Annotated in this window: 17 protein-coding genes; 10 read left to right on the top strand and 7 right to left on the bottom strand. The window is 38.5% G+C overall.

All coding sequences use genetic code 11. The features are described 5' to 3' along the window. Window positions 1-54 precede the first annotated feature (54 nt). The 10 genes from GD597_RS01500 to GD597_RS01455 all read left to right on the top strand — a co-directional run bounded on the left by GD597_RS01500 (window position 55) and on the right by GD597_RS01455 (window position 11,404). On the top strand, window positions 55-843 hold the full coding sequence (locus GD597_RS01500; protein ID WP_171606019.1) for a hypothetical protein: 789 nt from the start codon (window positions 55-57) through the stop codon (window positions 841-843). Between the two features lie 404 nt (window positions 844-1,247). Further along, on the top strand, window positions 1,248-3,758 hold the full coding sequence (locus GD597_RS01495; protein ID WP_171606018.1) for an alpha-L-rhamnosidase-related protein: 2,511 nt from the start codon (window positions 1,248-1,250) through the stop codon (window positions 3,756-3,758). 350 nt (window positions 3,759-4,108) lie between these two features. Next, window positions 4,109-4,756, top strand: coding sequence for a DMP19 family protein (locus GD597_RS01490; RefSeq protein ID WP_216368491.1), 648 nt, complete (start codon window positions 4,109-4,111; stop codon window positions 4,754-4,756). Between the two features lie 182 nt (window positions 4,757-4,938). Then, window positions 4,939-5,532: a hypothetical protein gene (locus GD597_RS01485; RefSeq protein ID WP_171606017.1), complete on the top strand. Its 594-nt coding sequence runs from the start codon at window positions 4,939-4,941 to the stop codon at window positions 5,530-5,532. A 238-nt stretch (window positions 5,533-5,770) separates the two neighbouring features. Next, a complete protein-coding gene (locus GD597_RS01480; RefSeq protein WP_171606016.1) occupies window positions 5,771-6,472 on the top strand; it encodes a DUF4386 domain-containing protein in 702 nt (233 codons plus the stop codon). A 341-nt stretch (window positions 6,473-6,813) separates the two neighbouring features. Next, entirely contained in the window at window positions 6,814-7,248 is a 435-nt protein-coding gene (locus tag GD597_RS01475) for a hypothetical protein (RefSeq protein ID WP_171606015.1), read from the top strand. 365 nt (window positions 7,249-7,613) lie between these two features. Next, a complete protein-coding gene (locus tag GD597_RS01470; RefSeq protein ID WP_171606014.1) occupies window positions 7,614-8,654 on the top strand; it encodes a ligand-binding sensor domain-containing protein in 1,041 nt (346 codons plus the stop codon). Between the two features lie 479 nt (window positions 8,655-9,133). Beyond that, the gene (locus tag GD597_RS01465) at window positions 9,134-9,706 is read left to right on the top strand and encodes a hypothetical protein (RefSeq protein ID WP_171606013.1); all 573 of its coding nucleotides are present in this window, start codon (window positions 9,134-9,136) and stop codon (window positions 9,704-9,706) included. Window positions 9,707-9,878: 172 nt separating this feature from the next. Next, a complete protein-coding gene (locus tag GD597_RS01460; RefSeq protein ID WP_171606012.1) occupies window positions 9,879-10,421 on the top strand; it encodes a WG repeat-containing protein in 543 nt (180 codons plus the stop codon). A 251-nt stretch (window positions 10,422-10,672) separates the two neighbouring features. After that, window positions 10,673-11,404: a hypothetical protein gene (locus GD597_RS01455; RefSeq protein WP_171606011.1), complete on the top strand. Its 732-nt coding sequence runs from the start codon at window positions 10,673-10,675 to the stop codon at window positions 11,402-11,404. Window positions 11,405-11,666: 262 nt separating this feature from the next. Here the strand turns inward: GD597_RS01455 and GD597_RS01450 are convergent, their stop codons facing one another. The 7 genes from GD597_RS01450 to GD597_RS01420 all read right to left on the bottom strand — a co-directional run bounded on the left by GD597_RS01450 (window position 11,667) and on the right by GD597_RS01420 (window position 23,531). Further along, entirely contained in the window at window positions 11,667-12,512 is an 846-nt protein-coding gene (locus tag GD597_RS01450; protein ID WP_171606010.1) for a glycoside hydrolase family 16 protein, read from the bottom strand. 11 nt (window positions 12,513-12,523) lie between these two features. Next, a complete protein-coding gene (locus GD597_RS01445; protein ID WP_171606009.1) occupies window positions 12,524-13,798 on the bottom strand; it encodes a PKD domain-containing protein in 1,275 nt (424 codons plus the stop codon). A 22-nt stretch (window positions 13,799-13,820) separates the two neighbouring features. Further along, window positions 13,821-15,338 (bottom strand): RagB/SusD family nutrient uptake outer membrane protein, encoded by a 1,518-nt coding sequence (locus GD597_RS01440; RefSeq protein ID WP_171606008.1) that lies wholly within the window; start codon window positions 15,336-15,338, stop codon window positions 13,821-13,823. 29 nt (window positions 15,339-15,367) lie between these two features. Further along, window positions 15,368-18,778: a SusC/RagA family TonB-linked outer membrane protein gene (locus GD597_RS01435; protein WP_171606007.1), complete on the bottom strand. Its 3,411-nt coding sequence runs from the start codon at window positions 18,776-18,778 to the stop codon at window positions 15,368-15,370. A 108-nt stretch (window positions 18,779-18,886) separates the two neighbouring features. Further along, window positions 18,887-19,792, bottom strand: coding sequence for a FecR family protein (locus tag GD597_RS01430; protein WP_171606006.1), 906 nt, complete (start codon window positions 19,790-19,792; stop codon window positions 18,887-18,889). 604 nt (window positions 19,793-20,396) lie between these two features. Beyond that, window positions 20,397-21,002 (bottom strand): RNA polymerase sigma factor, encoded by a 606-nt coding sequence (locus GD597_RS01425; protein WP_171606005.1) that lies wholly within the window; start codon window positions 21,000-21,002, stop codon window positions 20,397-20,399. Between the two features lie 198 nt (window positions 21,003-21,200). Then, window positions 21,201-23,531 carry a T9SS type A sorting domain-containing protein gene (locus GD597_RS01420; RefSeq protein WP_171606004.1) on the bottom strand — a complete coding sequence of 777 codons (2,331 nt, stop codon included), beginning with the start codon at window positions 23,529-23,531 and terminating at the stop codon, window positions 21,201-21,203. Window positions 23,532-23,564: the final 33 nt, after the last annotated feature.

The raw sequence follows: 23,564 nt of genomic DNA, 5'->3' as shown, positions 1-23,564 counted from the left end.
CACCCTGAGAAAGTCCGCAATTGGATTAATAATTTAATTTCAATATTACCTAATATGACAAGAATATATTTACTCATCATTTTTATTTTAGGTTCCTTTAAATCTTTTTGCCAAGAAAGCCCTTTGCCAGGTGACTCTTTAAGCAAATACTCATATTCACTTTTGGGCTTTTCAAATAGCCCAAATGCAGACTTCGGTACTTGCTTTTTTATTAAGCAAAATGACAACCTTTTTTTAGTTACCGCCAAACACACTTTATATAATTGCGACACTGTTACAAAAAGGGAATATGCTGCTTTTAAGTATGCCATAGTATTTATACCAACCCTATTTAATGCTATTCAGTTTTCAGTACCACAAACTATTGACACATGCTTTGGAATAGAAAGGGATACCGACTTGCTTGTTTTAAAAGTTGATAAAACCCTTTTTAAAGATGTAAATACAGTTGAAAAATTTGTATTGCCACCCTTCAAAAAATTAGGCGACATAGAAATTTTCGGACAAGGCATGCGGACTGATTCATCTTTTGTTGGTTTTGACAAACAACATCACATTTACTTGCCTCGCAACACATTTAAAGTGTTTACAGCTATGCCAATTTTAAATACCAAGTACATTGACAATATTCATTACATTATTGAGATTGAAAAATTTAGGATTGACAATTGGCTAAAAGGATTTTCAGGTTCACCAACCTTTCTTCAAGATGATGAAACAAAAAAGTGGAGACTTTGCGGCGTTCTTGTTCAAGGTTTAATTCCTGACAGCAACGAACATAAAGGTGCAATTTTAGTGGTCAAACCAGAATATATATTCCAGTCAATAAATAGATTTCAATGAGCTTTTAAGAAAAAATCAATTTGACGCTTAACTTTTCCCCTTCCTTAGAGTTCTCACCCTCCACCCTCATCTACCCTTCCATACCTGCTCCACAACATTCCGAACGTACAAGTGTGCGACGCAAGTAAAGCTGCATATGGTATCCACTTGTTGGGCTCCATACATTCAATTAGTTCTTGTACCCATGGGCATAGCATACTGTTTTGCAGTGCTGTAAACAGCGGGGTAAAAACGGTGCGCATGGTATTTTTTTATACATTGTATGGCTGCTATATAACGTGCAAAAGGGATAGGCCTGGTGTGTTTATGGTGAGGGCTTTTTTTGTACGGTATACATTTTAATAGCAGCAGGTTTTTGCGTTACCGCTACTAATAGCAAATAGTACAACAAAAGAAATGGAATAATGGCTACAATATACACTACTAAACTGACCTTGATTGCCTGCTTTTTTTTGGCGCTTGCAGGTAAAGCCTATTGCCAGCCAGGCTATGGTACCAATAATGATGGGTATAAGGTAATGGCAGATGCAACAGGCTACTATATAAAAAATAGCCACTTTACTGCGGATAAGTTATTCCCTAAAAATGCGTGGACAGGAGATTGGATATGGCTTAATCCAACCACCTTTAAGGCATACCAGGCAACAAAAATAGACTGGAGCGATAACCCGGCCTATACAAAACAATACAAAGCATTATTTAGAAAAAGCTTTGTAGTAACTGCATTGACCAATCAGCTAATACTAAGTATAACAGCAGATGTGGGCTGCCGCATATATATCAACGGCAGTTTTGTGGCCCAGGATCCTGCCAATATTGGCAACGATTATAATGATGGGGTTGCACCCAAACATTGGTTTTATAATACCCATAACGTACAGCCATTTTTGCATGTGGGTACCAATACCATTGCGGTAGAAGTGTATAGCCATAGCCGGGAAATTGCTGAAACCAGCAGCGGACAAGGCCTGTTTATTTGCGATTTGGATGATGGCCTGCATAAAAATATTGTTGCTACAGATAGTACCTGGAAATGTACTGTTGATACAGCTTTCACCATAATGGGCGGCAATTATAGTTATAACGCAAATGTGGCAATACCTAACTGGAGCAAGCCCGGTTTTGATGATACCGCGTGGGAGTATGCAGCCATAAAAAATTTCCCCAAAAAAGGGTATTTAATTAGTAGCAAAATTCCAGTTCCATTCAGGTATGACGTAAAACCCAAACAAGTTTGGCAGCTTACCAATGCCACTGAAATGGCCGGTATGGCATCTGCTGTTTTTAATAAGCCACTGCACAAAGCAGCATTCACCCTTGACTACAACCGAAACATGACCGCCTATTATGGTTTTGAACTAGTGGCCCACAAAAATGATACACTAAAAATGTATCCCTACGAGAAAAAATATGCCTCACAGAATAGGGCATTAACCTTTGTTTGCAAAGAAGGTATAAATGTTTTTTATGCGCCATATGTAAGCGTATTCCGCTACCTGAAAGTAGAAGTAGCATCAGAGAAAGGATTAGTGATAAAAAATATTCGGGCAGATTTTTCTTCCTATCCGGTTAACTATGCAGGTAGTTTTTCCTGCTCTAACCAACAGCTTACTACACTGTGGGATATGACCCGTTGGACCACCCAACTATGCATGAACGATATGTTTTATGATTCTCCCAAACACCAGGAGCCCATTGCCTGCACCGGCGATTATTTAATTGAATCGCTAATTAACTATTATGCTTTTGGAGACCCCTGGCTTACGCGGCAAACCCTGGTTAAAACAGCTTTGCTACTGGAGAAAAATAAGTACGATATGTTTCATACCAGCTACTCATTATTATGGGTACAAATGCTGCGTCAATATTATCAATATACCGGCGATATGCAATTGGTAAAAGAACTGTTACCCCATGTAAATAAATTAAATCAATTATTTACAACCTATTTAGACAGTAATTATCTGGTAAGCAATGCCCCGGATTATATGTTTATGGATTGGATAAAAATTGACCAGTTTAATGCGCATCACCCACCGGCTGTAATAGGCATGGGGTATATGACTGCCTTTTATTATAAATCTTTATTGGATGCTGCCCATCTAAATCAGCTTGCAGGCAACCACATACTACAAGATGAAAACCTGCAACTCGCCGGCAAAATAAAAGCGGCGATGAACAATTTACTTTGGGATAAGGAAAAGCAACTGTATAAGGATGGAATCCCCTTCCTGTCAAAAAGAGAAAATCATTATTTTTTTCCAAAAGATACCGCTATTGTTACGTATAGTCCGCATGTAAATACGCTGGCGGTATTATATGATATTGCTCCTCACAATCAGCAATCAGCCATTTTGAATTATGTGGTTAGTCAACAAGCAATAGACCTGCAGCCCTATTTTATGTTTTTTGTTTTATCGGCAGTGGAGCATGCTAACCAATACAATACACTTGGGTTGGCATTAATGAAAAAATGGGAGAATGGTATTAACAGGGAAACCTACACCTTAAAAGAAAACTGGCAGGACCTAACGGAGACGGGCTATGGCGGCGACTATAGTCATGCATGGGGTGGATCTCCTTTATATTTTATGTCAAAAAATATACTGGGTGTACAACCGGCAAAGCCGGGCTATCAGGAAATAGCAATCATTCCTTTTCAAAGCGAGAGCATTACCTGGGCCAGGGGGCGGGTTCCAATGGTACAAGGAAAAAGCATGGGAATAAGCTGGGAGAAAAATAAGGAGCTTACCTACCATTACCAATTAGACATTCCGGCCGATCAGCCATGTTTTATGGAGATTCCCAAAGATTTGCGGAAATCAGGTTTTACAATAAATGGCAAAACCTACCCAAAAGAAACCACCAGGGTGCCATTGAAAACCGGTACGTATACAATTGCATTTACCCACTAAAGAATGCATACAGGTAGGCAATGGGTCTTTGGGATTGTCTACAATTATCTTCGCTTAATACATGCTCTTTTGAGCCAGGCAGGGTAACTGCTAGTAGGCATCCGTTGCGTCGCACACTTGTACGTTTGGATACGCTACTGGGCTTTTATGGGTGGGGGTAAATAGATTAATTTTATTTGGGTGGAGGAAACAAGGCAAAGAAAAAGGTACAAGTGAATGGTATAAATAGACGCAGCATATATTTAAAAACGCACTATACAAGTATTGAATATCAACAGTTGATTTTATTTGGTATGGCTATTTAGTTCGTCTATTTTTGAGTTGGTGGTCAGGCTAAATTACACACTGCAATGACAAGACGATTAATAATTATGGGGCTTATAGCGACAATCTTAAACTTGTTTGGCTGTTCTGGACAGACAAAGAAAAATGATATTGGACTTAGCAAGGAAATGGAAGAACAACTTGCCCAATCAGTTGAAGCATTTAAGAACAGACCTATACATAAAGAATTGACTGAACAAATTATTGACACAACTCCGGATGACAATTTATTGCAAGTAGTTTTTGACAACCTATCCGAAAAGCAACCGACAAACTACGAAAAGGAATACGAAACCGTAATGAGTTGGAACAAATCACGACAAGCTATTTATATGATTTGGGCTTTAGAAGCAGAAGTAAATAATGGCGGTTACAACCAATTTTACTTCAACTCAAGCGGACAATTTTATAAACATTTACCAGACGCTTTAAGACTTGTCGGAGCGACAAAGTTTGCTGACTTGACCAAAAGGGCCAATGAAACTTTTGAAAAAGAAAATCCTAAAATAACTCAACATCAAGACGGAACATTAGAAGGTTTCAGCAAATCGTATGACGACAACCCTTTAAACAAATATGACGATGAGTTTTATGACCTTTACAAAATGGAAAACCTGCAACAAATTCAAGTGGCCTACATAAGGAAAAACAAAAAAGAATTTATAGACAAATGACACGAGTGAAAGAAGCCGAACCGCTAACATCGTATTGGCAATAGTGGGGCTGACAGTTGTAAACTCAACATTTGTAATTCTATTGGGCATTTGTGCAAATGTTGAGCTTACGTTTTTCAAATACACCATCATTGCCAATACGTAAACCGTTGGTAGCAAATTTTGAATAACATTCTACGCTTATGAAATATATACTCACACTTCTTTTGCACTTCGTTGTTACGACAACTTCTTACGGGCAAATAATAACATATGACGACTTTAAATCTGTTATTCCATTTGTTCAAAAGGAAGACTTCAAAGCGGCTTTTGAAAAGACTAGCGAACTTTTAAATTCAACCCAAAATGACAGCTCTGATTTACGTGGTATCGTTACATACATGAATATTTTTTCTGCAGCAGGTATGGTAACACTTGACCAAATGACACATGCTGACTTTTTAAAAAATGCAAATAATTATATTGGTCAAAGACTTGTCATGTCTGCACATCTATGTGTTGACAGTTCTTCTCAAGCTACCAATTCTTTACAATTTGTAACAATTGACGGACAAATGCAAGGCTTGACAATTACCAATAATAGAATAAGGACAAACATTCTTTGTTTTGAGTATTTTAAATATAAAGACGTAATAAATCCGTCTGAACTTATCGGAAAGAACATAAGATGCGGCGGGACTTTAGAGAAAGTTGAAGTAAATCCAAACAATTCAAAAATATGGATTTCAAGACTTAATATAACTAATGCTTTTGCAAGGGAAATGTCTCCGAGATAAATCTGCTAACAAACGGTTTGCAAAAACTGGCTGACCGAATAAGCTTGGCATTTAGTTCTTTATTTTGTTTAGGTTTCAGCGGAAGGAATACTTTGGAGCAGCAGAACAAACAACGAACTTTAAACTATAATTTAGCTGGCGTTATCGGCTGACGGAATATGAATTCCAGTTTTTCGACAATCTGTGGACGTTGCTGGCATCTCAAACTATTAATTAAATTATATTCAACTGCCTAAAAATGATTTCAAACAAAAATCTAGCACGCATTGCCGGTCTGTTATACTTAATAGTTATTGCAACAGGTTTATTTGCAGAAGTATTTGTAAGGCAAGCATTCAACGTTTCAGGAGATGCTTTGAAAACAGCCAATAATATACAATCGTCAGAAACGCTTTTTCGATTAGGGATTGTTGCAGATATAGTCAATTTTATTTTTGGGTTACCCTGTGTTTTAATTATTTATTTTTTATTTAAACGAATCAATAAGTTTTTACTTCAATTGGCGCTGCTGTTTGTTATCGTTCAAACGGCTATTATTGGTGTAAATCTTTTACATCAAACCACACCCTTATTAATGCTGGGTAACAGTGCTTACTTACAAACATTTCAACCCAGTCAACTTGCCACCCTTTCGCAATTATCACTAAACATACAGGGAGTAGGCTATGCGATAGGCCTGGTATTCTTTGGGTGTTATTGCTTGTTGGTTGGCTATGTTATATTCAACTCTAAAATAGTACCTAAACTACTTGGCATATTGTATATGATTTCAGGAATAGGATACCTGATAAACAGTTTCACCATGCTACTCTCAAAAGGATTTGCAAATCCGATATTTTCATACGTAGCCATCCCCATTTTTATTGGTGAATTAGCATTTTGCCTGTGGTTATTGATAAAAGGCATTGACAATTCAGAAGTATTTAATCCTAATGACTGAGAAAACTGCTCGCCTTTGTTAGAGTAGTCACCATCTACCTTCGCACTCATCTACGGTTCAATACATGCTCTTTTGAGCCAGGCAGGATAACTACTATCCCGCATCCGTTGCGTCGCACACTTGTGCGGTTGGGTAGGCTATTCGGCTTTTATGGGTGGGGTAGGTAGATTATTTTTTTGTGCAGAGTAAACAAGGCAAAGAAAAAAGTACAAGTGGTTTATAAAAAATAGACGCACCATCTATTTGAAAAAACGCAATATACAAGTATTGATTATCAACTGCTGATTTTATTTGGTATGGCTATTTAGTTCGTCTATTTTTGAGTTACATACCATTTTAAAATGACACAACTCGTAAGTTTAAAAGTTAGTATATACAATTTCGCAATTGAAACAAATCGAATTTCACAATTAATAGATTCTAGGTTTACTAACTTAATATTCTATCCAAATATTTTAGAGGCAGACATCGATTATAAAAATTATTGCAACCAACTTGACGCAATAAAAAAATACTCAGACCAATTGACAATAAACGACGATACAATAATCATAAAAGAGAAAATTTCCGAATTGCCAACAATTTCACAATCAGATTTTCAGATTTATTCTTGGGGAATTAATCAATACATGCTTTTTATTTTACTTCCACTTGGCCTTATTGGTTGGACAAATACATACTTTAAAATTATCAAACTTCAAACTAAACTAAAAGACACTGAACGGACAATTGGCACATTAAGTTTCATGCTTAAAGCCTTGACTAATTCAAACTAGATGTATATAAATGTATTATGACAAGAAATTCTCAATAGACATCCTTAAATATTGCCATAAAAATATTAGCTTAATAAAAACGGCATGTAACAAAAGGTTTTACGTCAGCAGGGCTGACGGGTCAAGCCTCCCAACTTTTGTTTTTCAATTGGGCTTTTGTTCTTGGCTTGACCGAACGCTATTGAGCAATAGAATTTATTTGTAACTACATATCTTTATTCAACTCCAGTTCCAAGCAGGACGACTAAAGCCGTCCTGCTAACGTAAAGCCTGGGACGTTAGCGGTCATTGCAGAGCGAAATCCAAACCGACAATTAAACAACAAAATCTCAAAGACAATTTAAAGAATTAAAAAAGTCACACAAATGCAATTTTTTACTATTCTTACAATACTACTTTTGGGCACTGCCTGCAATGGAGAAGTTAAAAAAGATTTGCCAAAAGAAGAGGATGCTTCAAAGCTAATAAAAAACATAGAAAATGGCGTTGTTCAACGTTTTCTACAAGACAAATCTGGTAACCTTTGGTTCGGAACCACAGATAATGGACTTTATAAGTATGACGGAAAATCTTTTAAACAATTTACAATAAACGATGGTCTGGATTGTAATAAAATTTATTGCATTTTGGAAGATAAAGATGGTAAAATTTGGGTGGGTACTGAAGTTGGACTTTGTCTTTACGATGGAAAGGCATTTTCCAAAATCCAGATTCCTTTACCAAAAAATCTGCCTCCTAATACGAACCCCTACAATCAAACCCACTGGGTATACAATATGTTACAAGCTAAAAACGGAAAACTATGGTTTGTAACAATTGATGGTGTCTATATTTACGATGGCAAATCTTTTACACATTTTCCAATCAATGAAGCCGCAAATGGCTTTTTAACCAGTAATGATAAGGTGGAACGTATTTTAGAAGATAATACTGGTAACATTTGGTTAGGTGGACGAACCAATGAAGGTGTTTTTCAATACGATGGAAAATCTGTAACCAACCTCAAACCAATGGATTTATTTCAGGATGGACCAAAGCCAAAAGCGCATAATTGGGGGTGGCCTCAATTGCAAGACAAAAACGGAAATATTTGGTTCAGTAATTGGGGTGGAGCCTATCGGTATGATGGAAATACATTTACAAGTTTTACAACAAAAGATGGTTTGCCAAGTGAAGTCACCCGAATTATAGAAGACAAAAAGGGAAATCTTTGGTTTGGTGCCAGTGATGGTCTTAGACGTTACGATGGTAAAACCTTCACCTATTTTAAAGATGGGTTAATCAATCCCTGGATCTGGGAAATTCTGGAAGATAAAAACGGAAATCTTTGGGTGGGGACCAGAGAATCTGGTATCTACTTTTTCGATGGGCAAAAATTTATTAGTTATTCAGAATATAAACAATAGCCTCCAGCAAAGTAACAATCAAAATTTGCAACAACAAACAAAAGCAACGAACCGTAAACAAGAGATTTTGTGCAAATGTGGCATAACGGAATAAGCCTCAACTTTTGTACTGGTTAGTCCTGAAATAGGTTGACTAAAAATCAACTTAAAAGGGTTAAAAAGAGGCTGCCAATTATACCAGTATTTTTTAGCCATGCAGGGTAACTACTATCCCACATCCGTTGCGTCGCACTCTTGTACGGTTGGATACGCTATTCGGCTTTTATGGGTGGGGTAGGTAGGATGATTATTTTAGTATATGAACCCGGGCAAAGAGCATAATACAATTGAATGAAAAAAAATAGACATACCGACTATTTAAAAAACGCACTATACAAGTATTCATTATCAACAACTGATTTTATTTGGTATGGCTAAAAAGTTCGTCTATTTTTAAGTTGGCTGCTATGCCAGAATAACCTGCAATGAAAATTAATTTTATGCTACAATTCAAAACAATATTTATATCGCTATTTATTTTGCTAATGAGTAATTGCATATCTGCACAGTCAAAGGCAGACAGCATAAGTATAATATTTCCAAAAGTTCTTGTAATGAATGATAAAAAACAAGTCTTGCTATCTTTCGACAATAACAGAAAAGCATTTGAAGTGCCAAGCATGGGGACAATTGACGGACCAATTTCGTATAAATCATATATTGACTCTGATGCAAAAGATATGGGAATAAAATATACAAATTTTAGGCTTGGTGGACTATTCACCTATATTTTCCCAACAGAGTATAGCACCTACATCAGGCCATATTTTGTGGTAAAATTTGCCCAATATGCTAATGGACAAAATTTGGCTGACTCATCTTACAAATGGTTTTCATTTATAGAGGCAGTTAATGAAATTCCATATCCTGCTTCATCAAAAATTGTAGAAAAAATATTATTTCAACCTAGAACTGTTTGGGGTGCAACATTTGAAGAGTTTGGGTATACAAATCCTGTTGACAAATCGAAAATAAAATTCAAAATTTTAGAAGACTTTTTTAAACTAAATTAAAACAAATAGGCACAAGCAGCCAACATATGGTTTGGCAATATTTGGGCTGAACGGTATACATTTGGCTTATGGATAAAACATCAGCAATATTGCAATTATTAGGCTTCAGTTATGGTTAGTCGGAACGTTAATTCCCCAACAACGCCAGGCCTTTTTCATTATATCCCATTTTATGGCAAGTCTTCAAACTAAGCTTTTCCTATTTTTATTACTTTATAGTTTGACAACATTTGGGCAAAAGAAAAGCAAGGACTATTTACTTCTATTTGCTGACACAACAAAGGATGAATATGGGTATAAAAATCAAAATGGCGACACAGTAGTTAAACCTGGCAAATACAATTTCTGTTTTACAGATACTTTCAGAACTTATGCAATTGTTGAAGACAAAAACTTTGGCTTTATTGCAATTGACAGACAACAAGATATATTGTATAAAGTGTTCCCTTTTGATAATGGACCTGACTATGCCAGCGAAGGACTTTTTAGAATTATATCAAACAATAAGATTGGCTATGCTGACGAAGCAACGGGGAAAATTATTGTCAAACCTCAATTTGACTGCGCCTTTCCTTTTCAAAATGGAGTTGCTAAAGTTGGAATGAATTGTAATACTTATGCTGATGATGCAGCGCATCATACCTGGACAACTGACAAATGGCTTTACATTAATAAAAGAGGGAAACTAATAAAACCACCAAGTTCAAAAAAGTGACTGAGAAAATTTTATAACATTGAGGTTTATTCAAGTTGGTATCGAGATTGTAACATCAGTTAATTGCAAATCCCTGCTGGAAACAAGGCAAAGAAAAGCTGAGCACATAATATTTTTTATATATTGTATTGCTGCTATAAACAATACAACCTATATAATGCTGGGTTGTTGAGGAATAATATCTTTTGATTATCCGGTATAATGTTTAATACCATCAATCGTTGAGTTGGGAATAAGTAAAAACAGACACTATGCTAAAACGAGGTTTGACATTTTCTATTATTCAAATTATTGCTATTTTACTTTCATTATTTGTCTTAGGTTTTGCACTTGCAGGTAGTCACGGAAGACTTTATTTTTCTAATGTTGGTGGGATAGTAGCTTTAGTACTCACAATTATACTTAGCCTTCCATTATTGTATCTATTTATTCAAAGACACAAACTTCAAAACAAAAAACTCTTGTTCATTATAGCGATACTTCTATTTGTTTTGGGTTTGACAGCAATTTATGTAGGCATACCTAATATGACTAAACAGTTTATTATAGATAAAAGCAACATAAACAATGTTTCAATTCATAAGGATAATGATTTGACAATTGATTTTAAATTGGAAGAGGAAATGTTTGACAGAGTTGGAATAGAAGCAAGTGTTAGCAAATCAAGTAGTATCGAATTGAGAAAACTCCTCATGACTATTTACAACAATAAGAAAGAAATAGTTAGGCCAGTGTTTCCTCCATTAGCGTGGGACTCCTTACATCATGAAACAATACAAATGGATTCATTCTTTGAAATGAATAACTACACTAAACTGAATCAATTTGCATTGACAGGAGAATATTCGATTGAGCATACTAATTCTTTAGAAATGCAGGTTGACTATACTTTTACAAAGAACGGGCAGATAATTTCAAAAAATAAAAGGGTTGGAATTAGCATAGCAAATCAATTGGTGTTGGAGAGACTTATAGAATACTAATTGCCTACTAACAACATTGGGTTTTTTTCAAGTTGGGCGGACAGAATAACAATGGGCATTTGTAATTCTCTTCGCCCTTGTTAGGGTTGTCTCCAACGACCTTCGTTCTAACCTGCGCTTCGATACCTGCTCCACAAAATTCCGAACGCACAAGTGTGCGACGCAAGTAAAGCTGCTATATTGCCATTGCTAGGCTCATAAAAAAACCACCAACTTTTAAGGGTTGATGGTTGTGCCACTATTGCTTGCCTTTACAAAAATGCTATTGGATTATTTTGTACACCCGCACATAATCTATCACCAGTTGCTGGGGGAAAATACTATCGTCAACACCCTGTGCACCGCCCCAGTTGCCGCCAACGGCAATATTTAAAATCATAAAGAAATTTTTATTAAAAGGCCATGCCGATACGCCGGTATTGGGATTGATATAGGTAAAGTATTTTACATCATCTACATATCCTGTTACAGAATAGGGCGTCCAATCTACCCGGTAGGTATGAAATGCGGTAGAAGCACCGCTTACAATGGTGCCCGCCGATTTTTGTGTATTTAATTGTCCGTTAAAAGAAGCGGTATGTATGGTACAGTGTACATTGTCCTGATCGTACCCAACATGCTCCATAATATCTATTTCGCCTGAAGTTGGCCAGGGGCCGTAAAAATTGTCGGAGTTCAACAACCAGATAGCAGGCCATGTACCACGCCCGGAAGGGAGCTTGGCCCGCACTTCGTAACGGCCATAGGTCCAGTCTCCTTTTGCTTTTGAGATAAGTCTGGCAGAAGTGTAGTTTCTACCTGCGTCGGATTCTTTTTTAGCCGTAATAACCAGGTTGCCATTTTCTACTGTGGCATTACCGGTGGCTTTATAGGATTGCAGTTCGTTATTGCCCCAACCACCGGCGCCTACTTCTGCCGTCCATTTAGCGGCATCGGGTGTAGTGCCATTGTCAAAATTATCTTCCCAAACAGGCGTGCTTTCAAATTGCCAGTTTAAGTCTATTACAGGCGATACCGGTTTAACAGGTGGTATAATCTTTTCATCGGTACAGGAAACGGCTGCCAGCAGCAGCAAAATGGGTAAATACTGATATATTTTAGTTTTCATATTGCTTTCGTTTATTTAGCTATAAATTTCATGGTCCAGATAGTACCGCTGCCATCGCCGGCACGAACAATCATTTTGGTATCGCTTATTTCCAGTATTCTGTAGAGGTTAACTCCATTGGGCGAATCGGTGGTGCCAAAGAAAATATTGGTAGTAAGGGGCAACCTGAATTGCGCAATACCTGCAACACCGCTTACGGCGCCATAGGTAAAGTCGATATTGTTGTAACTAAGATCTGCACCACAGGAATAAGGTGGCGCTATAAACGTACTGCCATTGGCGTTGTAGCTTATTTTTTTATCGGCGCTAAAACTATATTCATCATCCATTTGGCAATCGGCCAATGGGCCGCCGGCAAAATAGGCGGTGGGGCTGGCTTCAATACCTACCACAATGGGGGCTGCATCAGCTGCATCCAGTTTCCAGGGATGGGCACTAAGTTTGGCCAGTATTTGGTCTAAAGTAAGGTTCACTACTTTTTTAAGTTTAACATCCAGCAAAGCGCCATCGGATAATGTGCCACGGAGGGTCATATTATTATCGTCGTAGCTCATCACCGTATATTTATTGCCGGCAATTTTATCATTGGTACCAATAAAAGGAAAGCGGTTACTGCCTTCGATCGCATCCAGTATAATCTCTGGTTTTTGTCCGGTTTTTGCTACTACATGAAAGTTTTTGGCATTGGGTATATCAGGCTGGCAGGAATAGCCTGACTGCACATCGAAGGTAGTGCCATTGGCATTGTAGGTTAAACTGCCATCAGCACCAAAAGTATAAATATCATCTACCTGGCAGGATGCTGCGGCACCTGCAAAGTATACCTGGGTAGCATCAGGAGACCAGACTTTAATGGCATCTCCATCGTTACTCCAGGTCCATTGTGTGGTGTTGCCACACTCAGCCAGTTTTTTAAAGAAATCGAACTGGCAGGCGCCTTCGATATATAGTTTTTTTGTAACGGAGTTATTGCCGTTGCTACCTACTGAAGTTAGGCGCACATCGTAAGTGCCGCCACCGGCATAATAATGCACAGGATTGGCTACGCCGGAAAGGGAAGTATTGTCGCCAAAATTCCATTGGTACATAAATGCTTCGGTGCTGTTATTGGTAAAGGTGATAGCGATAGGATAAGGCAGTGTATCTGACACTGCAGTGTTTTCCACAAAGCTAAAATCTGCTACCGATGCGGTACCTGTTAAAGAGGGGTCTGTTTTTTCGCAACTGCTGTTAATAAGTGGCAGTGCGGCAAGCAGCAAGAACGCAATGAGAGAATTATTTTTCATACAACCAATATTTTAAATGTTATTAATAGCCTTCATTTTGAGAAAGGTTGGGATCTTTATCCCGCTCAGTTTGCGGAATAGGTAAGTACCTGTGTTTGGCAGTAATATTGGTTTTGCCACTTGCCTTCATTACATTGATAAAGTAATTAGGATCAGGATACCTTAACAGATCGTACCATCTGTGCATTTCAAAAGCAAATTCATGACGACGCTCAGTATAAATAGCATCCAAGTACTGTTGATCAGTTAAGGCATCAGGTAAAGCTGCCAGTCCGGCACGGGCCCTAACTTTATCAATAGAAGATTTACCAAGTGATTTGCCGGCAGCTTCTGCATAAATGAGTAAAATTTCTGAGTAGCGCATATAGGGAACATTGAGTGCGCAACTCCAGCCACCTACGTCGCCGGCAGTATTGTAAATGGGTACAAAGAATTTACGGATATTAAAACCATAAGGAGAGCCCACCAAAGAAGCTGGTTGCGTATAGCCTAGTTGTTCCTCTTTGTCGCCTGGCATCCACATAGAGCCGGGTCTGCGTTTATCTATGATGGTATTAAGGTCGGCAGGATTGGTACGTTCGTATGATTGTACAAGGCCAAGTGTTGGCACATTCCAGCCATACCCGCCTGAAGCAACAATATATTGGAAACGGGGACCGAAGAAGGTATTTAGTTTTTGTCCCTGGCCATAATCGCTAAAGGTTTGGTTACCATTGCGGTATTGTATTTCGAAAATGGATTCTTTGCCATTCTCGTTTTCCAGTTGAAAATTATCCGCATAATTATCCCATAAGCTGTATTGATTGCTATTGATAACTTCAAGTGCTTTAGCAGCTGCATTGGTATTGTCGCCCATCCATAAGTATACATTGGCTAAAAGTCCTTTTGCTGCGCCACTGGTAGCACGGCCTTTATCATCTGCCTGATAGGAGAGTGGTAAAACGGTTTCCGCATCTTTCAGGTCGGCAATAATTTGAGCATAAACATCTGCTTTGGGGCTTCTGGAAATGGTAGAAGCATCGCCTAAAGAAATTACATTGGTATATAGAGGAACATCGCCAAATAATCTTACTAAATGGAAATAATACAGGGCCCTTAAAAACTTAGCTTCGGCCAAACTGCGTTGGCGAATATTATCGTTCATTACGGGTACCTGTGGTATTTTTTCCAGTACCAGGTTGGCACGATAGATACCAAAATAACACTGGGCCCACATTAAAAAGCTGATGGGATTAAAAGCGTCTAAAGTGAAATTATCTAATGCAGCAGTTTCTAAACCATCGCCGCCGCCGCCACCACCCAGGTCGCAGTCGTCGCTCATAATATCACCTATATGCCAGGCCGCACCATTATACATGGCCTGCAGGGGTGTATAAGTGGCAGTAACGGCCGTTAAGGCTTCTGCTTCGGTTTGGTAATAGTTTTCTACCGTTTTGTTAGGTATGGTGGGGTCTATCTGTAACAGGCTTTTTTTACACTGTATTGAACTGGCGGCAATCAGCAGTGAAAAAGCAATTATTTTAAAATATTTTGTACTCATAATTTTTGGCTTTAAGAATTTGGTAAGAATTAAAAATCAATTGCAACACCTAAAAGAAATGTTCTTGCCTGTGGGTAAAATCCATAATCCACGCCACCGCCAACTTCAGGGTCAAGACCAGTATATTTGGTGATGGTTAAGAGGTTTTGCACACTGCCATATACTTGTGCTTTGGTAAGCCCGGCTGATTTTGACCATTTTTCCGGAAGGGTGTAACCAAGTCTTAAACTTTTAATTCTGATATAAGAAGCATCTTCTACAAATCGGTCTGATACGCGGTTATTACCATTGGGGTCATTCAATATTAAACGGGGCATATCATTACTGGTGCCGCTACCGGTCCAGCGATTGATTACATCTTTTGAATAATTGCCATTACTTACCCCGCCTTCGGTATACCAGCGGGTAAAATTGAGCACTTTATTGCCCTGAGAGCCCTGTATAAAGATTCTTAGTTCCAGGCCTTTATAGGTAATAGTATTGTTAATGCCATAGGTAAACTGAGGGAAGGAATTACCCAGATTGGTACGGTCTTTATCATCAATAATGCCATCGCTATTGATGTCTTTAAACTTTATATCGCCAGGGGCAGTACTGGTGGTGGGGTCTGTGCCGGCAGTTTGTACGGGGCTTTTGGCAATTTCTTCGTATGACTGAAAAATACCATCGGTTTTAAAACCATAAAAGAAATTGGCCGGCATACCAATATCAGTTCTTAAACTACCGCCGTTAATACGGGCAAAGCCACGATCAAAGGCGGATCCAAGACCAAATGAAACTACTTTATTGGTAAATGTTCCCATCACAATGCTGGCGTTCCAGTTTAGCGCTTTAGATGATACAATAGTACCTGAAATGGTAAGATCTACCCCTCTGTTCTGCAGGGTACCTGTGTTGTATGGTACAGAAACATAATTACCTGATACATTGATTGGCACTACATACAAAATCAAATCCTTAGAGCGTTTTTGATAGTAGTCGATATTTACCGTTAATTTATTGCTGAATAAGGATGCATCTAAACCGATATCCAATTGTTCGTTTTTCTCCCACTTAATATCCGGATTAGATGGGGCAGTTGGTGCAGCACCTTGTGTGGCACCTTCTGTACCTGAGCTATTGCCAAATGGATATTGAAAGCCCTGATCTATCCTGGTTAAATAGCTATACGGGTTAACATTGGGGTTGCCGGTATATCCAAAACTGGTTCTGAATTTTAAATCGCTAATCCATTGAATATTTTTTACAAAACCTTCTTCAGAAAGCCTCCAGGCTGCAGAGAAGGATGGGAAAATGGCGAATTTATTTTTAGGCGCAAAATTAGAACTGCCATCCTTTCTTATAGAACCTGTAAAATAGATTCTGTTATCAAACGTATAATTTAACCTGCCTATATAGGAGATAAAACGGGAGGTAACATCATCCTGACTGTAGTTATTTATTTCACTGGTATTCTGCGGAAGAAAAACAGCATTGTTTAATACTGGTATCAGGTAATTGAAAGTGCCGCTTCTTGAACCTGATAAAATGGAGTATTGTGTTTCCTGGTAAGTATAGCCCAGTAATGCGTTTAATTTATGTTTCTCTTTTATGGTTTTATCATAATTCAGCGTATACTCAGCCAAATAATCTGGTATCACTACTTTGGTGGCGCCATAACCTGTAGTGGTGATGGGCTGTCCTCCGGTTGAAGGTGTAGCAGGCGAGAATGATTTAACATCGTTATAGGCATAATCTGCGCCATAGGTAGTTTTAAACTTTAGGCCTTTTATAATTTCCCATTCTGCATATACATTACCTGTAACCCTGTATTTTGTGTTACTTGATTGGGGTACTTCCAGATTATAAATAGGATTAGGTTCACTAAAGCCATCCACGTTACCATTACCACCGGCATAAGTGCCATCTTCATTTCTTGGTGATACTGTTGGAGGTGTGGTTAACGCAAGTATGATAACACTGTTAAATGCGGAGTAGGTATCTGCTCCATGCTCAATGTATTTACTAAGAGAAAGGGTATTACCTAATTTAAGCTTGTTGTTTACTTTTATATCGCCATTAAACCTGAAATTAAATCTTTCAAAATCTGTTTTATACACAATGCCATCTTGTTTAAGATAGCCTACTGATAACATATAAGTTGCTTTATCTGAACCACCCGATGCGTTAAGACTGGCACTTTGAATGGCGGCTCTTCTAAAAATTTCTTTTAACCAGTTTGTGCCGGTGCCATATTGTTCTTCTATGGCATCTGCATTAGCCAGTTTTGGCAATACATCCAGCCCGCTGGCAATCCTTGCTTCGCTGTTTAAAATGGCATATTCTTTTGCATTTAGCATATTGGGTAGCTGCCATGCTTGCTGCAAGCCCCTGTATACATCCACATTCATTTTTGCCTGTCCGGCCCTTCCTCTTTTTGTGGTAATCATAATTACACCGTTAGAAGCCCTTACACCATAAATGGAAGCTGCTGCTGCATCTTTTAATACATCTATAGACTCAATATCATTGGTGCCAAATGAATTCAATACGTTATCAGCACCCTGGTCGGGCAGGGGATAACCATCTACTACTATCAATGGGTTATTGGTACCTGTTAAAGAGGTAATGCCCCTTATCCTTATCTGTGTACCACCGGTACCACCGGGTGCGCCACTACCCTGTACAATAGTTACACCCGCTACCTTGCCCTGCAAGGCCTGAGCTGCATCTGCTACAGGCAAAACTGCAATTTCTTTTGAGCCAAGTGATGAAATAGCCGTAGTTAATTCTTTTCTTTTTCTGGTGCCATAACCTACCACAACAACATCATTAAGTGTTGCGGCAGTACTAACCATACTTATTTGTAAATTATTATTGCTGCCTACCAGCATTTCCTGCGGGGCATAACCTATAATCGAAAACACCAGTATTGCATTTTCATTGTCAACAGCTATTTTAAAAGCGCCGGTTCTATCACTGGTAGTGCCTTGCTTGGTGCCTTTAACTGCAACGCTTACCCCTTCTATGGGTAAGCCAGATTTTTGATCAGTAATCATGCCCTGAATGGTTTTTACCGGGGCAGCAATAATGGGGTCGGGCTCCAGTAAATCAGCTGGTATATCCACCAGGTTTTGTGAGCGCATTACTTCCACCATTTTTTTAAGGTCTTCGGTGTTTTTATACAATACAAATGTTCTGGATAATACTTTCTTGTATTTAAGCCCATATGGCTTTAAAAGCTCATCCAAAAAGCTTTCTACTGTTTTGTATTTGGCAAGGTCTACCATCAATTTAGTGTCAGGTAGAATATTGGTCTCATACACAAAATCAACATCAAATGATTTGCGGGCATCCGATAAAATCTTTGGGATAGAAGTAGCCTCAATTTTTTGTACTGCTTCTTTGCCCTTTACCTCAATTTGTGTGTCGAGGCTATTATGCTGCTGTGCATAAGACATCGTAGAACTGGTTATACCCAATAAAAGAAACGCATGGAGCAATAATCTCCCGACAGGTGTTGCTGTAATCATAATGCAGTTTTAATAATAACCGTTAGAAAATAAAAGCTATGGTTGACTTATAATAATTGTCTTTTTATCAATGGTCATTTTCAGACTAAACGTGGCTTGCAGCACATTTACAAATGCGTCAATATTTTCTGCACGCAGGTCGCCGGAAATAGAACGTTGTAGCAATGTAGAATCCTGTACAATCATTTTATATCCATAAGTGTCTTCAATAATACCGGCTACCGTACCCAGTGAAGTATTATCAAAATGATATTCGTGCTGTACCCACGATGCGTAGCGGTCTATATTGGTATCTTCAGCTACGCTAACATGTAAGGTAGAGTCTACTTTTGCCACCTGGCCCGGCTTTAATACCAGCGATGGCATGTTCAGGTCTTTTATTACTGTAACGCCTTTTTCTTTAATGGCCAGTTGAACCTTTCCCTCGGCCAATGCAACAATCGATTCGCTGCGGCGGGTATTTACGTTAAACCTGGTACCCAATACCTCTACATCTACCTGATTGGTGTGTACAATAAATTTCTGTCCGGTCGCAATTTTTTTGGTTACTTCAAAATAGGCTTCCCCTTCCAGCCATACTTCTCTGTTACCGGTTGTTTTCCAGTCTTTAGGAATTTTTACTGTTGAGTTGGCATTTAAAATAAGTTTAGAACTATCTGGTAAAAGCATAATTTTTACTTTACCATAGCCAGTTGCATAAGTGGTAAGTTCGGGTGGGGTTTCACGTATGGTAAAAAACCATATTGCGCCAATTACTACCAAAAAAACAGCTGCAAAGGAAATATATCCCATGCGCTTATTTTTGCCTTGCAGCATATTTTCGTCTATGCCATTGCTTATGGCATGCCAATTATTTAATCGTTTTACATCGGTTACCTGTTTAGGTTTAAAGTAAAACGGAAGGTCTTTATCCTCCTGACCGGGAATAAGATGATTATCCATGCAATTGTATTACAACTAAGACACAGCAATTATTTTTTTATACCCTGTTTAATGCAATTTTTAATGCATTTTTTTGCCCGGCAAAAAGGCCATGGGCAGCTTTACTTGCGTCGCACTCTTGTACGTTCCTCATTTATGGCAGCAATACACAACAGTTATACATTGCAACTCAATTTTGTGGTGTAATACAATACCAGCTTAGCAATTGAAACAAGCATTTTATATAAGCAGGCATCTGTATAACATAAATCACCTAATCTTGTTCGGCAAATTTTTTATTAATCGGTTATAAAACAACACCTGTATTTAATTCAGGCTGTTGGTTTTAAAGGCTATATATTTTTGCTTTGTGATTACTGTGTATGCCGGCTGTTAAAATCCATTTATTTTAGAGTTACTTATCCAATTATTTATAATATGTGGACCTTTTTAAAGCCAATTCTTGTGGCACTCTTATACGGTATAACTACATTCGGTTAAAGGGTATTTGGCTGTTGTTTACAGCTGAATAGCATTACCTAAAGCACAAGAGTGCGACGCAAGTAATGTTGCTATTACTACAATAGCTGGGCTAATAAAAATGAGCTTTGACTTAAGGATATTTTTAATGGTGCGTTTCCTGATATAAGGCCGCAATGGCAAGGAATAATTGCAGCAAACCGGCATTGCGCATTTTATCAATGGCTTTTTGTTTTAGGTTAGAAACAGATTGGTAATTGATGCTCATTACTGCGGCAATCTGGTTATGATCCATACCGGCAAAATAGTGCAGGTATATTACTTCTTTTTGTCGTTTAGGCAATGTGTTTAAAAGCTCCAGGATTTTGCTGTGCAAAGCACTGTCTTCTTCTTTTTTCATTACAATCTCATCCTGCGAAAATTCTATGTCGGGCTGGCGGGTAACACGCACTTTTAATTCGTGCAAATGGCGGCTGCGGATATTGTTGAGAATTTGCCTGCGTAGTGCCGTCATCAAATAGGCTTTTACCGATCGTACTTCGGGCAGTTTTTCGCGTTTAATCCAAAGTTTTATAAAGAGTTCCTGCACACTGTCATCGCATAATTCTTCATCGCCAAACTGCATTTTAAGCGCATAGTTATACAACATGGCAAAAAGCATTTTGTGTATTGCTTCAAATGCCTGTTCATCGCCCTTTAAAAAAGCCTGCCAGTAATCGTTTAATACAATATTATCTGTTTTATCAGACATGTGTTCTTAGGGAAAATTTATTGTACCCTTCAAACCTACAAAATAACAGGCTTAAATGAATTTGTTATTTACAGTAAATTGTATTGTCTAATTTTTTATCCAATTTGTACGCTAAAAAATAAAACAAAAGCCGTGATTTCTAACAGTTTATGTAGAAATCACGGCTTTTAAAATTAACAAATCAAATAAAGCGTGTGCTTAATTCAATAACAGTTTGGCAGTTTGCTGTGTAATGCCATCTGATAATTGTACAATGTATACGCCTCTTTGTAAATTACTTACATCAAGTGTTTGAATGGTATTGGCCTGTGCCTTGCCAAATGTGCCCGATTTAGCTATTTTGCCATCTGCACTTATTATGGTGTAGCGGGCATTATTGCCATTGATAGCTCCAATGGTAATGGTTACCTTATCTTTTGCAGGATTAGGGAACAATACCAATGTAGCTGCATTCGCCTTATCAAAACTTAAAGTTTGTGTAGAGGAATATGTTGCATGACCATCAATATCAATTTGTTTAATGCGGTAATAATTGGTACCTGCCGCAGGAGAAAGGTCTGTAGCTGTATAAGTACGGGCACCGGTACCGCTTACTGCACCGTTTACAAAATTAATTTGTTTCCAGGTAGTAGCATCGCTGCTGCGTTCTATGCTAAAGCCTTTATTGTTTAGTTCAAAAGCAGTGCTCCATTGTAACAATGCTGTGTTGTTTTTACGGGTAGCCGTAAAACCTGTAAAGCTTACAGGTAAAGCAGTATTGTACAGATACACATTGTCAACAAATAAGGTAATGGTGCTGCTTACAAATAGCAATTGTGCCAAATGCTGTTTGGTATCCAAACCGGTAAAGCTGGTTAAAGGAATATCGTAGCTGGCCCATGCGCCAGGTGTTGGTGCAGGAGATAAAACATACTCAATAGAATTTTTATCATCACCGCCGCCATCATAAGTGCCATTGGCGCCAAAATCAACCAGTTTTACTTTAACTTCTGCAGCCCCTGGTGTCCATACATCTACATGGAAATGATCCATGGTGGTGGCATCAATGGTAGGGGCAGTAAATTCTGTACCAGAAAATACCAGGCTGGTGTATTTCTTAGTATCGTTACCAGCAATCTGTACATCTTCTACATTAGCATTATCCCAATCGGTACTCCATGTATTTACAGGCACATCAGTATAGGCATTGCTAAACAGGGAAATAACGCCAGCCGCATTACGGGTTGGTGTTGGGGCTGCCGTGGCAGGTTCACTTATAACTACGCCCTCTTTATAGAAATAAATATTATCCAGAAATACAGTACTTCCGCTAAATGGTGCACCTACAAATTTTAACTGTATAATGCTGCTTAAAGGAATAGTGTAGCTGGATAAACTAATATCAAAACTGTTCCAGCCGGCAACCGGTGTTACCGTTACTTTTTGTTCTGGCTGGCCGGTTACAATTGGATACACCTCAAAAGCGGTACAATCTGGTGTCCATAAGTCAATATGCAATTTGGTCATACCAGAAGCATTGATAGCAGAGGCAAATTGTACACCCTGATAATTAAAAGTTGAATATTTTTTGGTAGCATTACCTGCAATAGAAACCTCTGTAACTACAGTAGATTGGCTCCAGTTAGGGAACCAGTCAGTGCCCGCCACATCAGTATATGCTCCACTGAAAAGTGAGATTACATCTCCGGCATTTCTAATGGGTGGTGTTGGTGCGGCAGTAGATGGAGATACAGCTGCACTAACATTTACAGTTAAAGTACCTGCTGCGGTAACAGCGCCTAATTTACCGGTAACGGTTGTGCTGCCGGCAGATAAACCTGTTCCTACACCTTCAGCATCAATGGTTGCTACGGCAGTATTTGAGCTTGTCCATGTAAAATAAGCTTTTGCTGTTTGCATAGCCTGGTTTACACTATTCACCGGAAAAGTGGAAGTGGTTCCGTTGGCACCAAAAGTGGCACCTATTTCTTTATTCTGTGTTTCAGTAGCAAAAGATGCGGTAGGCGTACCAATTACACCACCAATAACATTCTCGTACTGTACATCATCTATCCAAATGGTATAAGCACCCTCTCCAGAACCTTCTGCAAAGTGAAATAAACCTGTTTCTGCGGTTAATTTAGACGCTACCGGAATAGGTACATAATATTTTACCCAGCCCGAAGTTAAAGCCACGCCATTGCGCTCTACAGCGTAAACGGTAGTAGTAGCATTATTACCTAAACCCACTGCATCCAGCAGGTAGGGCGAGCTTTCTTTTGCCCAAAAAGTAACGGCATTATAAGTGGATAAATCTTTTGGTGTAGCCGAAACAAATGCACCGCCGGTATAGCCAGAAGTTACATTAATTTTTAGCGAGGCAGTACCCGAATGATGTTCGGTATTATCCAGCGACATGGCATTGGTACTACCACCAAAAGCGGCAAAAGAAACGCCCGGAGCATAATCATCTCCAAAAACAACCAACTGGGCATTGGTTTTACCTAAAAGCAGGAGAGAAGCAAAAAACAACAAGTAAACTTTCTTCATTGTATAGATTTTTTAGTACTAGAAACTGGTTTT

Source organism: Limnovirga soli (genome assembly GCF_013106755.1).
GTDB lineage: Bacteria > Bacteroidota > Bacteroidia > Chitinophagales > Chitinophagaceae > Limnovirga > Limnovirga soli.
Note: the sequence above shows the minus strand (reverse complement) of the source record. Positions and strands in the feature narration are given on the sequence as shown.